Origin of the sequence: Epilithonimonas sp. JDS (assembly GCF_021261315.1) — a bacterium.
Classification (GTDB): domain Bacteria; phylum Bacteroidota; class Bacteroidia; order Flavobacteriales; family Weeksellaceae; genus Epilithonimonas.
Map to the genome: position 1 here is coordinate 75,274 of NZ_JAJSAX010000010.1, position 15,588 is coordinate 90,861.

The window sequence follows — 15,588 nt, forward strand, 5'->3', positions numbered from 1 at the left end:
ATGATGAAAAGAAAATCAATTACATTTCTGATGTTTTTACTGATCAGCAGTATTGTGTTTTCGCAAATACAGACGAGTGTTTCGCTCGACCGCTGGAAAAATAAAAAAGGAACCTTCATTTTATGGTACGGAAACGGCGGAAAAGCGAGTGAGTATGCAGCTTTTACCGTGAAATTTGATGATTCGTACGAGGAGTTTCAGGTGGCACAGGAGTTAAAAAAGAAAGCTTATAAATCTTCAAAATACATTACCTACGAATTTCTTGAAAATTACGACTGCAACCAGACTTACGGCTATCTCGCGAGATCCCTCAATTTGAGTCTGCGTGATGTGAAAGATCTGAGAAACGGAAATTGTGCAGACGTGAATTACAGTTTTGTAAAGAGCGCTGAAGATGGTCCTGTTTTCACGCCGGAGAATAAATCTAAGATGTCGCCGTATGTAGAACAGGAAGAAAAATCACTCATTGCACAGGGCTGGAAGAAAATTTATGAAGACTATCAAACCGCAGCATGCGCAGCTGAAATAAGATTTTTGCCCGGACATTCCTACACAGCAATAGGAGCGGTGACTTCCACTAAATCAGGTATATTTCCGATGTTGGCAGCTTACAATGGTGATAACCGGTTGGGTGACATCAGAAAAAATATTGAAAATAATTTGGCAACTCTCGGGGTTTATGATTTAAAAGAGGATATATCAGTTCTAAAAGGAACTTATTTCATAGATGCTTCCGGTGAGCCTGTTTCCGGTGCCTGTCTGCTTGTTTTTGAAAGACCTTTTGATTTTAAAAGAAGTTTCTACAGTCTTCTGGAAGCAAGACATACAGGATTTAAAGAGTACAAAGGCATGAAAGGCAATATCACAGAAAATAACGAACAGATTTATTACAGCAACGATGCGTTGGGTTATCAGGAAGCCAAAATTCTGGAATCAAGTGCCACTGATGAATACATCATCGTCTTAGATTCCGACAATCCGAAAACACTGCTTTTTTTAGACAATCTTGATTTGGTGATGAAAGAACTTCCGGCACTCGGTTTTACCAGTAAAGATTATAAAAATAATGCCGGCGGAGATGTGACAGAGTTCAAAAAAAATGGTGAAAATGTGATGATGATCGCAAGCTATCCTGCCAAAAACACGGCCTACTTCTATATTTTTAAAAAGAAATAAAATCAGAAAATATTTATTAAAATAAAACTAAACGGTCATGATCAAGAAATTTTTTACCATAGCAATCGTTGCATGCTCTCTCACCGCTGTACAAGCTCAGAAAACCAGCACTGCAACATCAAAACAGTCGAAAACCAGCACAACTTCAGATGCAAAACAAGCCATTTTTGAAAGAGAAAAAGCTTTACTTGGAGACGGCTGGACGAAAGTATATGAAAGCTACAAAGCCGAACCGGTCGCCGTTGAAGTTAATTTCAAACAAGGATTTGCGTACACAGCTTTGGGTGCGGTAAAAGCGAAAGAGAGCAAAGGTCAGAATGCGATGCTCATTATCAAAGATGGAAGCAATACTTATGCGGGAACTCAGGGAAAAGTGTCTGAGAACTACGCCATACTGGAAACCGATGATTTTCAGCCATCATCAGGCGTGACAAAAGCAACGGTAGGTGTAGGCTTAAATGAAGGTAATGTAGCAGACGCCGGATTGGTTATTTTAGAAAAAACAATCGACTTTAAAAGAGATTTTTATCGATTATTGGATGAGAGAGCTACCGGTTTTAAAAACTTAAAAGGAACCATTAGCGGAAAAAATGATTCCGGCTTTATGACCTACAACAGTACAATTGGTTTAGGATATTTTAAAAATAAAATCAATGAAACCGCCGAAGCCTACGAATATGTTTTGGAAATGGACATGACCGACCCCGAAACGATGACGTTCCTAAATAACCTCATCCCTGTTTTACAGGAGCTTCCGGCAAAAGGTTACACGCCATCTGAATACAAAAACAAAGTAGGAAACGACGTTACAAAATTTACCAAAGATGGTGAAGATGCAATGATGCTGATTAGCAACCTGAATACAAACACGATGTATTTTGAGATTGCTAAGAAGAAGAAGTAATCGGCTGTTTTTTTAATTTTTAAGTGAAATTTTAAAATGTAATGATGAAAAAATATTTAGTAATCCCATTCGTGTTTATTCAGCTCATTTTTTTTGGGCAGACCAAGATCATTCCTGATGCAGCTAATCGAAGAGATCATCCCGTGGAACTGCGGGCTGCTTTATGGGATATCAACGACGGTTACAAAACCCGTCTGAAACCTCAAGACAGGAATTTTAAGGATCCAGAATTCAAAAAAATAAAGTACAGTCCGGAGCAATTGGATAGAATAATCTATTTATTAAAAAACGATGTGGTTCCTTCAGGTCTTAGAAAAGGCAGTCACGAAGAAAACAGAGCGCTGATGCCATATTATAAAAGTTATTGGGTGGGAAATCTGAAAATCGACGGCAATTTTTACTGTGTTATTTACATTCCGAAAAAAGAAAATATGCATATGCCTGCTGAATATATTCCCGAAACTGATGAAGGAACTTTCGTAAGCGTTTATGTAAGTGTTCCGAAATTTGCAGGAATCAAACTGGCAGGGACTAAACCGCCTTCTCCGGAAGCTTTGGCGAAAGCTCAGAACGGGAATGTCACTTTTTCATACGCCAATCTCAGCCGTTGGAATAATACGGAGGGTATGGTTATTTTCTGGTTTGGAACATCAGCATCTGCCACTTCATACAAAGCATATTCGGTGAAATTTGGAAATACAGTTTCAGAGGAAACGGTTGTTCAGAATTTAAAGTCCAAATACATTTCAGACAGCGGCTATGTGGGATATTCTTTTAATCAGGGATCAAAATGCAGTGATTTATACAGCGACATTGCAAGAAAAATGAAGATTAGTCTTGAAAGTGCCAGGGATCTCAGATTGGGAAGCTGTTCAGACAATGTGATAAATTTTGAGTGATGAAAAAGCTGATATTTTTTATTTTACTGATAAGTATTTCAGTTGACTTGATTACTGCACAGTGTTTGAGTGGCAATTGCAAAGACGGAACAGGAAAATCTGATTTGGGATATGCAGTTTATGAAGGAAGTTTTAAAAACGGGAAACCTCACGGACGCGGGGTGATAGACTACGGTGGCGAAAAATATACCGGAGAATTTGCAGATGGTTCAGAACACGGAAAGGGCATATTAACCCGTAAAAACGGTAAGACCGAAAATGTAGAATACAGCTTTGGTAATCTGGTAAGAAAAAGTGCACCCAATTACGTCGGTGGTGCGCCGGTAGAAGGCTGTGAAAAAGGAGACTGTAAAAACGGAAGCGGCGAAATGCATTTCCCAAGCGGTAACCTATACGTAGGCAATTTTCAGGGCGGAATGATTCATGGTAACGGAACATTTTATTTCGCAGGAGGAAATATTTTTGAGGGTGAGTTTAGAGAGAATGTCATCCTTGATGGCAAATTTTCCTATCATCCTGAAGAAGTGGATTTCGTCGGCACATTTAATCAGGATGGGACTCCTAAAACCGGTCTCTACACCCATTACGACACAGGCGCAACCGTCAGAATGCTGGACAACGTGATCACGGAAGTTCACAATCCTGCATTGGAAGCTCAACTGGAAGCTCAGCAGAAAGCCGCTAATGTGAAACATGTAAAATGCCCGGTTTGTAATGGCAAAGGAATTACCGGAAGCAAATCCAGCTATTCTTACACAACGGCAGGAACTTACACGATGAGTGAGTTTGGTCAGGGAAGAATTAATTTGACGAATCCCACAACAACGACGTCAACAGGAAGAACATTCTATGATGTCTGCAGCCGCTGCAAAGGGGTTGGAGAAATACCAGAATAATCTTAATAAATAGTTATTAGCAAAAAATATTAAAGAAATGAAAAAAATTATACTGTTTTTATTACTGGGATTGATTACTTTAAGTCAGGCGCAATTGACGGAAGTGTATAATTTCGGTTACACTGGGCCTGCATCCAACGATTTTGCGGGCGAAACAAAGGAAAGAATCTATGATGGAAAATTCTTCTATTATTATCAGGACAATACTGCAAAAAAAACTTTTTTATATTATAAAGATACCAGCACTTCAGCTCCAGTTTCAGTGAAGGACATTTCAGCGTCATCCACCAATACAGGACTGACATCGATAATGACTTATAAGGCAAACGAGAAATATCTCTACTTTACAACTTATACCTACATCACATCTGCAAAAGGTATCAATGAACTCTGGCGCACAGATGGGACAGAGTCTGGAACTGTGAAAATTAAATCTTTTGAGGGAGCACCGGTCAACTTTTTTAATATCAAGAGTGCGGAGTATTCTGTGAAATCGAATCTTGCTGCAAAAAATTCTATTAACGGCGATTTTATGTTCAGTTCGTCTCCTACACCGGGTACACGAGCCGTCTGGATAACCAACGGAACACCTGAAGGCACCGTAAAATTAATGGAAAATACCGTGACCAATACTTCTACTGCAGCCTATTCGCCTATAGATAAAGTGGGAAATAAGATGCTCTTTACCGTGCTGGGGTCTACTAATTTTTGGGAAATTTGGATTACAGACGGTACCGCATCCGGAACTCAGTTCCATTCGCAACTATTTGCAACGCTAGGTATGCTGAACGGGAAATTTTATTATTATGCAACATTTGATGATCAGATTGCGAACTTAATCAGTTACACAGCAGATGGGATTACATCGAACAAAATTCCTCTTTCCCTACCGGTAAACGGTATCGATGGTTATAATTATGATAATAAAGAATTGTATTTGGGCTCCGCAACAGGTAAAACCTTATTTCATACAACTGATTTTTCCGATGTGAAAAAGATTGCCGATCTTCCTCAAACAAACACTTATTTTTTAGCCGCTACTGATGCCGGATTATTATATGCAAAACTTCTAAATGTTAATCTGAGTGATGAATATACTTTTTATTTTGCTAATCGTAATAGTGGTGTGAGAATTGTCAACACAGGGAATTTATTTGTATCATCTCAGGATACATTTGCATTTAAAAATACTTTTTATTCTGCTAATGCTTTGAAAAATGATACACAGATCTATGGTCGTGAATTATGGCGTATGGATGATCTGCACACAGAATTGTTAAAGGATATCTATCCAGGATTTCTTACATTTTCAGGTTATACTTTCCCAAATAATGCATCTCCAAAAGGCTTTTTTGCACACAACGGCGAGATGTATTTTATAGCAGATCAGGTTAACGGAAGAAAATTGTTCAAATTTAACCCTGATTTTACTTTTACAAATGGCGGACAGGATAGTAAATGGAGTAGTCCAACTAACTGGAAGGCTGGTGCTACACCAATGATTACCGATAATTCAATAATACCTTCATCCTATAATGTTGTTATAGACGGGACTGCCTACACAAGAGATTTTCAGGTGTCTTCTCCGGTTAATTTAACCAATGGAATTTTAAATGTTTCCGGAAATGTTGCTTTGGAATCCAAAATTACTTTAAGTAACAGTAGTCTGGTTCTTAACGGAAACATTTCAAAAGTAAGCGGTTCTAATACTTCTAATTATATCGTCACGAATGAAAATAGTAAAGTTGTGATTGAAAATCTGGACGCTTCAAGAGGTGCTGTTATGATTCCTGTAGGAACATCAAATTATTACAACCCGGCAATAATTTCAAATAATGGGATCGCAGATTCTTTTTCATTAAGCGTTTCTGAAGGTATTATTAATGCAGACAGATCATTGAATGTTAGCTGGGATATTTCCGAATCTACTGCTGGTGGAAGTAACGTTGCATTGAATTTGGGTTGGAATCAATCTCAGGAGCAAGCGGGTTTTCAAAGAAATACAGCAAAAGTAGGACATTATAAAAACGGGGTATGGATCGAAGAAAACTCTGGCTCGGTTTCCGGTAATAACCCTTACAGTATCTTGGCAAATGGCATCAATAGTTTCTCACCATTTTCTGTCTTGAACTTTGCGACCCTGGGTGATAGTGATTTTGATAAAGATAAATTAAGCATCTATCCAAATCCGACTGCAGATGCAGTTAACTTTAGCCAAGAAATTACCTGGGTTCATATTTATGATACTTCCGGCAAATTGTTAAGATCTTTCAACAATACAAGCAAGATCAACATTAGAGATCTAGCATCAGGAACGTATATCATCAATTATCTGGATAAAAATGGAGATGTAAATATCGATAAGATCATAAAAAAGTAATCGACAGCCAAAAGAATTCTGGTCAACAATTATAACTTGCACCATAGTTTAGTATTGCTGTTAATAATTCTTAGAGATCATTGTGAAGATCTGCCTCTTAAAGATCGACTTTGTAATGGCAGATCTTTACTGTTGGTCAGCAGCATTCAATCTACCAGAATTTTTTTTGATGACCAGATAATTTCAGATCGTCAGTTCCTGCTTCGTTTATGACGATTTTTTTATTCGTGAGGCCGTAAAGGTTCGTATCGGATCGCGATCGAGCCAAAAGTCTCCGACTTTGCAATAAAGTTCAATCGAAGAATCCCGACGCTTCGGCAACGAACTTTGCAGTTCGCCATACTGTTGTAAAACCTTTGTTAGTGGTAGTACATTTTTTATTCAGTTAGTTAAAATATTTCAGTCCTATTATGTTCAAAACATTGTTGGTTATTTTTGCTTGGTCAATAGATACAAAATTGCAATGATAATTTCAACTCTGGTTAGTTCCGACACTACAGTAATGATCAAGAGAAAATAGCTACAATTTTAAATCTTTGATTGGATGTTATTTTTTTATTTTAGTAAGAAGGTCTTTCCGGTCTTTCAGATTAAGAATAAGATAAATATTCTTGATATGATATTTGACTGTATTCTCGGATATAAATAATTTATCAGCAATCATTTTATTGGAAAGTCCTTCAGACATCAATTCAAGGAGTTGCTTCTGTCTTTCATTCAGAAGTTCTGTTTCTAAAATTTTGTTGCTGTTGTTATTGTATGAAAATTGCTGTTGAGAGTAGTTTTTCAGAACTTCCTTCATCTGAATAAGTTCCAGTTCAAACTTCTGCTTTTCTTTCTTGTGTATTGCTGATCTACGGTAAAAATAAATTCCGAATCCGATCAGAATAATTAAAAGAATAGTGAATATTATGATGTTCCGGAAGGAATTGTCTTTTTCATTTTGATTCTGCTGTTGTAAAAAAGTTTCGTTTTCCACGTGCATCTGAGACAGATTGTTTTCCCTGCCGTCAAGAATTTTTAGTGAATCCAGAAATTTGCTTGCTGCGAAAGCCTTATTCACCATTTTATTAGCTTTATAAACATTCTGAATTTCCTCGGCGGCGTAGATTTTATATTTCAGGATAGAACAGGAATCAGCTTTTTGAAGGACTTGAGTATAAATTTCTTCCATCTTATCAAACTCCTTTTTTTCGCCATACAGCTGCATTTGTTTTACCAGAACGGGAGGCAGATTGCAGGGTGAACTCTTTTTTAATAGAGATAAAGAAGATTTATACTGCTTTTCCGCCAGATCATAATTTTCCTGAAGAAAATTAATATAAGCCTGCTGCATAATAATATACGCTTTGCTGTCTTCATCCAGGTTTTTATATTTTACCAAAGCTATCTGCTGCATTATTTTATCAGACTCCGTATAATTATGATTGTCAAATTGTGCAAATGCGAGTTCTGCTTTAATGTCTGTTTTTAAGGAATCCTGCAACGTCAGATCAATAGAAAGTGTTTGCGCTGTTTTAAGGTAATTAATGGATGTCGGATAGTCATTGATACTTCTGAATGTCTTCGCAAGAAGAAGGTTTACCTTCACTTGGTCCTCTAATTCCAGATCTTTATTCTTTAAAACTTTAAGTAATTTCTGCTGAGAAACTTTGTGCTTTCCAAGTTGATTGTTTCGGTAAACAGTCTTTTCTAAGTCATTAAAATTAAATGACTGGCTAAGGGTGAAGCCTGTTATCAGAAGAAATAAAAAAGAGTAAAACTTTGATTTCATAAAATATAAGTGGGCAAAAATAATCCTTTTTTAATATAAATGATTCATTGAAATTCAAATATTAGTATCGATTTAAAAATTAGCAGAATTGCTTATCTAATAAAGATCTAATTCTTATAAGAATTCTGTAATTTCTTTAATCTATTTAAAGTCAATAAGTTAAAAGTGACTACCCGAATGGGTAGTCATCATTATTTTGGAGAACTACCTGTACGGGTAGCAATTGTGAGCCTTTTTTCTATTTACTTCGCATCAATTATCACCGATGAAATTAATTTTATTCATCCGCGCTGTCACTCTGTTTCTGGAACTAGTCTTACATATTACAGGATATCGCAGACGCCTATCAGATATTGAAAATTAAATATTCTAAATAATAATGCCTATGAAAACCAAAATTACAATATCGGTTTTTCTTTTGATGGGAACCTTCTGCGCTTTTGCACAGAGTTCAGAAAATGCTGCTGGCGGGAACTTAAGCGGAATTGGCGGAAGTGCTATTTATGCTCTCGGAAACGTATTTTATGAAGAACTTTCCGGCTCAGGTGGTTCATCCAGTCCGGGAACAATAGATTCTTATGTGATTACGGCTACTTTGGGAATGGATCAAACCTTTGTAAAACTTGAAATGAAAATCTATCCGAATCCCGTAACCGATTACCTTAATCTGAAAATCGATGCTAAAAACGCAACCACTTACAATTACGAATTATTTGACTCAAAAGGTTCACAGTTACAAACGCAAAATACGAAAGAGCACGATACGAAAATCCCAATGTCAAATTATCCTGCCGGTACTTATCTTCTCACCGTAAAGCAGAATCAAAAAATCATCAAAACTTTTAAAATCATTAAAAAATAATCAATAATGAAGAATATTTTTACACTCGCAGCCTTTTTTATGGCTACTTTTTTACTGGCACAGTCACCGGATCTACTCAGTTACCAGTCGGTGGTAAGGAATTCCAATAACGATCTTATTAAGAATCAATCTGTAGGAATCAAGTTCTCAGTTCTGAAAACTTCGGCTACGGGAACTGTCGTATTTGCTGAAACGCAGACTGCAACAACCAACGGAAACGGACTTTTAAGTACAGAAGTGGGAAGAGGGACTGTTGTTACGGGAGCACTTTCCCTTGTTAATTGGAGTGCTGACAAATATTTCATTAAAACTGAAATTGATCCAAATGGAGGAACAAATTACAATATTAGTGGAACTCAGCAACTACTAAGCGTTCCGTACGCTCTAAATGCAAAATCTGCTGACAATGGTCTAAAAAATGGTACCGCTGCAGGACAATTGGTTTTGACAGGTTCTGCTTCACCATATGCTTCGCAAAACCCGGCAACTGTAACTGGTGACGTAACAATCAGCAGTTCTGCAGTTACCACGATTGCAAGCAATGCTGTAACCACATCAAAATTAGCTGATGCAAGTGTAACCAAAGAAAAGTTATCTGCAACAGGAACTGCTTCTGCAACCACTTATCTTCGTGGCGATGGGAGCTGGTCAACGCCTCCAAGTGGAACATCTCTGCCGGCTCAAACAGGTAATGAGGGCAAGTTTTTGACCACAAATGGAACGGATCTTTCCTGGGGATCATCCTCTGGCGGAAGTTCTAGCTATGAAGTTTATGCGACTATCGCTACGGCACAGACCACTTCTGTAGGAAGTTCTCTTGTTCTGCCCTCAGGAGTTTCATTCTCTTCCAACAACTCTCCCGCAGCTCTGACAGGAGGTAACACTTGGACTACCCTTACAGATCCGAGTGCAGGTAGTACGGGAGGAAATTCGGTAAGTAATCAAATCAGCAAATTTACCGCTGTTACAGGAGGTCTTTATCTTGTAGACATTCAGTTGGTGGGGAATATAATGTACGGTGTTCCTATGTTGGACTATAATGGTCTTGGTAATGTGGAAAGCAGTTATTACGGTAATGGTACAGGTCATACAACCACAGCACAGACACCCCATAAACAAAGAGGAACTTTGCAACGTCTGGTCTATATGAATCCAAATGATTTCTTTTACATTCGTGCTATGTCTGGAAGCACGGTCGTGGGTGCCGATTTTGCAGCTACAAAAGTAAGTTATATCAAAATTATAAAACTTAAATAATCTCATTAAACAAATGACAGTCGCACATTCAGATCCCTCAGGTGTGCGATTTTTTAGTAATACTATTGATGAAATCTAAAGAAATTCTCTTTTTTTCCTTACTAATGATTTTTCTGGAAATGATAATTTTCCGGGAATTTCTTTTTGGAGACCTATATTTCATTTTCAAGGATCTGGGATCTGATTCTTACGTGAATGATTATCCGCTGCTGGTTAACAGAATGTCTGAAGCGAAACAACATTTTCTGCCTGGCTGGTCATTTCATAATGGTTTGGGAGAAAATCTCTATCCTTATTCCTTCGAGCCGGTTTCCTGGATTTTATTTAAAATATCAGACGTTTCTGCCGAAAGGGTAATGCTGATTTTACCTCTGGTTTATATATATCTGTCAGGTTTACTGATGTTTCTTTTTCTTTCCGAGCATAAACTTCATTTCTGCGCAAAGGTTTTCGGGAGTTTGGTCTGGGCATTTTCAGGATATTATCTATTGGCTTCCAGCTGGTCGGTTTCTTTGTTTTCACCTTATGCTTTTCATTTTGCTTTTTTACTTTTTGCGTTGGAGAGAGCAACTTCTGGAAAACAATATTTTTGGCTTGCAATAGTTTTTGCGTTAATTGGCATCAGTTATCCTTTCAACTTATTTTTCGCCATTATTTTTTCAGTCATTTATTTTTTGATTAAATTTTATCTAAATGGTTTTGAAACACGAGATTTCTGGAAAAAGATCTTTTATTCAGCTATCTGCATTTTGCTAGGAATCGGAATAAGTTGCTGGATGTTGTTCAGCAGCTTACAGTTGATGTTTCAAAGTCCGCGTGCGGTTGGGAACGTTTCAGCATTCGAATCAGAACCACAATGGCTTGCAGGAAAAGGTGAATTGATTTCCATGGTTTACAGATTATTTTCTCCAAATTTATTAGGTGACGCAGGGCATTTTTCAGCATATAGAAATTACTTCGAAGCACCATTATTGTACTGCGGAATTCTGACTTTACTATTATTATCACAGTTATTATTACTCGCAAAGAAGAGTACGACCGTGGCCATTTCTGCAGTTTTAATAATGACTTTAATTTATTTATCTCCACTTTTAAGAAGTTTCGTCTGGCTGTGTTCCGGAGATTATTACAGAATATTAAATATTTTTTTCGTACTAATATTAACTGTAATCTCAAGCTTTATCCTATCAAAGGTTATCATTAAAGGTAAAATTATAATTCAACCTTTGATTACTACGGCTGCAGCTTTTATCACCATTCTGGTTTTTGATTTTTTTAATATAAAAGTTGACAGCGGTTCTTCAGTATTAGTTCCCTGTTTTTTTATTATTGTTTTTACCATTTTTCTGATCTTTAGAAATAGATTTTCAGATAATAAATTATCAATCCTTTTTCTATTATTAATTTCAACCGAGCTCATTGTCACTTCTTCACAAACAATCGCCCAGAGAGAAATTTGTGGCGAGAATGATATTAAAATAAAAGGTTACAACGATCTTTCGTCAAAGGTGATTTCGAAAATTAATAAAAAAGACAATTCCTTTTTTCGAATGGAAAAAGACTTTTATTCCGGTATTTCCTGGCTGAATTCTTATAATGAGGCGAAAATTCAGAATTACAATTCTTCGTCGGTTTACAACTCATTTAATAATTCCAATTATATTAATTTTCTGCAGACTTTCGGATTTATTAAAACTCAGAACGAACCTGAAACCAGATTTGTTGAAGGCATCAGAAATTCACATTTGCTGATGAAATTATGTTCTGTCAAGTATTTTCTCTCTTCGAAATCTCACAATGAAAATCTAATTAAAATCGGATTTAACGAAGTGGAAGACAATGGAAAGTTTAAAGTATTTAAAGACGAAAATTCGCTTCCTTTTGGCTTTTGCTACGACAATATTTTGGGAATTAATGATTTTAATTTCTATTCCAAAAATGAACGAAAGCAACTCATTTTTCAGACTTTAGTTGTAGAAGAAAGAGATTTGAAAGCGTTTAAGAATTCCGATATTATTTTCCAGCCGATATCGCGAAAAACAATTGAAGAAAATATTACAGACAGAAAAAGTGAAACTTTAAAAATCACTCATTTTGATGATAATCATATTTCCGGAAATATCAAAACAAATAAATCCCGTTTTCTCTTTCTTTCAATGCCTTTTGATGAAGGATGGAAAGCACTTGATAACGACAAAACAGCCTGTCTTTATAAAGCTTTCGGTGGACTTACTTTTTTAGTTTTAGACAAGGGAAATCATCAGATCAAATTAGATTATTCGCCTCCACATAAAATTTTAGGAACCTGGATTTCCATCGTTTCCCTTTTCTCATCGATAATAATGCTAATTATTTTTAAATTCAAAAAAACTAAATCTAATGGATAAATTTTGGGATTTTATTACCAATACCAAACATGTAGGAATTGTGATCACTATTTTGGCAGCCCTTATTTATATCAATACGATTCCTAACAAATGGGCTGTTGATGATGTTGTTGTGATTCAAAAAAACCAGTTGGTTCAACGTGGTATTGCCGGAATTCCTGATATTTTTTCACAAGATTTTATGTATGGAAGTCTAGGAAATAATACAGATGCAGTTTCCGGGGGACGATGGAGACCGTTAACGCCAGCGATGTATGCTGTATTTTCGGAGATTTTAGCAAAACCTAATACCGATGTTCTGACAGGCAAAATCCAAAAGGACAAATACGGAAATCCACTCAATGATCTTTCCGAAAAAACGACTTTCCCAAACGTGATGCACGTTTTGAATATTCTGCTTTACGCCTTTCTTTGCTGGGTTTTGTATCAATTTCTTATTCTTATTTTTGAACATCAGAAGCACCGTTTTCTTCTGGCATTTTTAACAGCTCTAATTTTCACTGTCCATCCGATTCACACAGAAGTGGTGGCAAACGTCAAAGGAAGTGACGAAATTCTTTCTTTACTTTTCTCATTACTTGCAGCAACAGTGATGTTCAAGGCTTTTCGGGAAAATTATTCAAATAAGATTTCACAAATTATTTTGTCTGGTGTTTTATTTTTTAATGCTCTTTTAGCGAAAGAAAATTCGATGATGTTTATGATCATTATTCCGATGACGCTTTGGTTTTTTGGTAAGGTTAAAATATCAAATATCCTTTCATCAACGGGAGCTTTGGCTGTTGTTTTTTTAATTTATTTTGGATTGAGGACCAATGCTGCCGGAACCATCAATTTTAAGATGGAAGATAAAATGGATATGATGAACAATCCGTTCTTAATTATAGATGAAAATACAGATTTTAAGCCTCTTTTAGAAAGCTCTGATGTGATGGTTTTACAAAACCCGTCATTTCAGAGTATTCATCAGATGCCTTTTTTAGATAAACTGGCAACTAACATTTATACTTTTGGCAAGTACATTCAGTTATTGATTCTTCCTGTATCTTTAACTTATGACTATTATCCAAGATACGTTACTGTAAAATCTTTCTCTGATGTTGAGGTCTGGATTTCGTTAATCGTCAATCTTGGATTATTGATCATTGCAATTTCTGGATTGAGAAACAAACAAGTTTACAGTTATGGGATTTTGTTTTATTTCATCACATTTTCCATCACTTCAAATGTTTTTTTTCCGATCGGAACTAATATGGGCGAGCGTTTTATGTTTATGCCTTCAGTTGGGATTCTGATGGCATTTTCATTTTTATTGTTAAAATTAATCAATCGGGCAGGATCTAAATTAGTTTTAAGTTTTGTTACAATCGTATCAATACTTTTTATAGGAATCACTTTTAAAAGAAACTTTGACTGGAAAGATAATTTCACCTTATTCTCCCATGATATCCTAATTTCAAAAAACAGTGCAAAAGTGAAATCAGATTTTGGAGAAGTTGTACTGGAAAATATTTATAAAAAGTCTATCGAAGTACAGCAAGAACAGCGCGAACTCACAGATGACGAAAAGACAAACCAAGTTAATCTTTTGAAGGAAACTCTGCCATATTATAAAGAAGCTCTGGACATATATCCGATGTATGGACTAGTTTGGTTCAACCTTGCGAGAACTAATAAAATGCTCGGTGATCAGGAAAGTTTGGACGCAAACCAACGTTTGATTTATCTGAAAACGGCCGAAGCAGCTTACAAAATTACAGACACTTACAAACCAATCCAGTATCTCAAAGATCTTCAAACGTTCAAAAGTCTTTGTTACACTTCTTTGGGTAAATTATACGGACAAAATTTTGGAAACCTAGAAAAAGCGATTGAGTATCTGCAATTAGCGGAGAAAACTGATCCGAAAAATTCTTATGCATATTTTCTTTTGGGAACTGCATATTCTATAAAAGGTGATTCTGCCAAAAGTTTTTTTTATGCACAAAAAGCCTATAACAACCAGCCGGAAAGTAGAGATTATCAGGAAAACTATGCTCTGAGCTTGCAGAAAAATATTTTTTCGGGTAAGCTTCCCCAAACCGAACTGAAAAATGCAGAAAAATTATTTCTCCAAGTTATAAAATCTGTCAAATCACTGCCAAATGAAAGTATTGAAAAGGAACAGTGCCTCAAAAGAAATCTTGGTTTTCTCTATGATAATTATGTGGCACAAAACCGTAAAGATGAAGCAGGAAAAATTCTTTTGCAACTTCAGAAATAACTTAAAGGTTTAATGAGATGATTCAGAATAAAAAGATAGTCGTAGTCCTTCCCGCATACAATGCGGGAAAAACTTTGAGACAAACCTATTTGGAGATTCCTTTTGATGTCGTTGATGAGGTTATTCTTGTTGATGATTTTAGTGCTGACAATACTCTGACAGTAGCTGATAGTTTGGGTATTAGACATATTATAAAGCATGATAAGAACAAAGGATATGGAGCCAATCAGAAAACGTGCTATAACAAAGCACTGGAACTGGATGTTGACATTGTGGTTATGCTCCATCCTGATTATCAGTATACACCAATGCTCATTACTGCCATGTGCAGTATGATTGCCAGCAGAGTTTATCCGGTTGTCCTCGGTAGTCGCATTTTAGGTAATGGCGCTTTGAAAGGTGGAATGCCTTTATATAAATATTTTGCGAATCGCATCTTGACTTTTATTCAGAATATACTGATCAACCAAAAATTGAGTGAATACCATTCGGGTTACCGCGCTTATGAGCGGAAAGTCTTGGAAGAGATTGATTTTGAGAGCAACAGTGATGATTTTATTTTTGACAACCAGGTAATAATTCAAATTTTTAAAGCTGGTTATGAAATCGGTGAGATCAGTTGTCCGACAAAATATTTTCCTGAAGCATCCAGCATTAACTTTAAAAGAAGTTTAAACTACGGTATCAATGTTATTTGGGAAAGTTTAAAACATTTCATGCGAAAATGATCCGAGTCTGCTTTTTATCAAAAAGTTCACAAGTTATTATCCTTAGATGTAGACCTATTTTT

At 36.2% G+C, this 15,588-nt stretch carries 11 protein-coding genes; 10 read left to right on the plus strand and 1 reads right to left on the minus strand.

The genetic code is table 11. From position 1 onward, the window contains the following. Genes LUD75_RS18425 through LUD75_RS18445 form a run of 5 tightly spaced genes read left to right on the plus strand, consistent with a single transcriptional unit; the run spans position 1 to position 6,255 of the window. On the plus strand, positions 1-1,176 hold the full coding sequence (locus tag LUD75_RS18425) for a hypothetical protein (protein WP_232707273.1): 1,176 nt from the start codon (positions 1-3) through the stop codon (positions 1,174-1,176). Between the two features lie 37 nt (positions 1,177-1,213). Continuing rightward, positions 1,214-2,080, plus strand: coding sequence for a hypothetical protein (locus LUD75_RS18430; protein WP_232707274.1), 867 nt, complete (start codon positions 1,214-1,216; stop codon positions 2,078-2,080). Positions 2,081-2,124: 44 nt separating this feature from the next. After that, positions 2,125-2,979 carry a hypothetical protein gene (locus tag LUD75_RS18435; RefSeq protein WP_232707275.1) on the plus strand — a complete coding sequence of 285 codons (855 nt, stop codon included), beginning with the start codon at positions 2,125-2,127 and terminating at the stop codon, positions 2,977-2,979. Continuing rightward, a complete protein-coding gene (locus tag LUD75_RS18440; RefSeq protein WP_232707276.1) occupies positions 2,979-3,875 on the plus strand; it encodes a hypothetical protein in 897 nt (298 codons plus the stop codon). The genes LUD75_RS18435 and LUD75_RS18440 overlap by 1 nt, the downstream gene beginning before the upstream one ends. 37 nt (positions 3,876-3,912) lie before the next feature. Beyond that, entirely contained in the window at positions 3,913-6,255 is a 2,343-nt protein-coding gene (locus LUD75_RS18445; RefSeq protein WP_232707277.1) for a T9SS type A sorting domain-containing protein, read from the plus strand. Between the two features lie 547 nt (positions 6,256-6,802). On the opposite strand, the gene LUD75_RS18450 is transcribed toward LUD75_RS18445, so the two are convergent. After that, a complete protein-coding gene (locus tag LUD75_RS18450; RefSeq protein WP_232707278.1) occupies positions 6,803-8,029 on the minus strand; it encodes a LuxR C-terminal-related transcriptional regulator in 1,227 nt (408 codons plus the stop codon). Positions 8,030-8,414: 385 nt separating this feature from the next. On the opposite strand from LUD75_RS18450, the gene LUD75_RS18455 reads away from it, so the two are divergent. The 5 genes from LUD75_RS18455 (at position 8,415) to LUD75_RS18475 (ending at position 15,526) form a co-directional block, all read left to right on the plus strand. Next, entirely contained in the window at positions 8,415-8,891 is a 477-nt protein-coding gene (locus LUD75_RS18455) for a T9SS type A sorting domain-containing protein (protein WP_232707279.1), read from the plus strand. Positions 8,892-8,897: 6 nt separating this feature from the next. Then, complete coding sequence (locus LUD75_RS18460) at positions 8,898-10,148, plus strand: hypothetical protein (RefSeq protein ID WP_232707280.1); 1,251 nt, start codon at positions 8,898-8,900, stop codon at positions 10,146-10,148. Between the two features lie 68 nt (positions 10,149-10,216). Continuing rightward, positions 10,217-12,535, plus strand: coding sequence for a YfhO family protein (locus tag LUD75_RS18465; RefSeq protein WP_232707281.1), 2,319 nt, complete (start codon positions 10,217-10,219; stop codon positions 12,533-12,535). Continuing rightward, positions 12,528-14,798, plus strand: coding sequence for a tetratricopeptide repeat protein (locus LUD75_RS18470; protein WP_232707282.1), 2,271 nt, complete (start codon positions 12,528-12,530; stop codon positions 14,796-14,798). The genes LUD75_RS18465 and LUD75_RS18470 overlap by 8 nt, the downstream gene beginning before the upstream one ends. A gap of 17 nt (positions 14,799-14,815) precedes the next feature. Further along, positions 14,816-15,526 (plus strand): glycosyltransferase family 2 protein, encoded by a 711-nt coding sequence (locus LUD75_RS18475; protein WP_232707283.1) that lies wholly within the window; start codon positions 14,816-14,818, stop codon positions 15,524-15,526. Positions 15,527-15,588 lie beyond the last annotated feature (62 nt).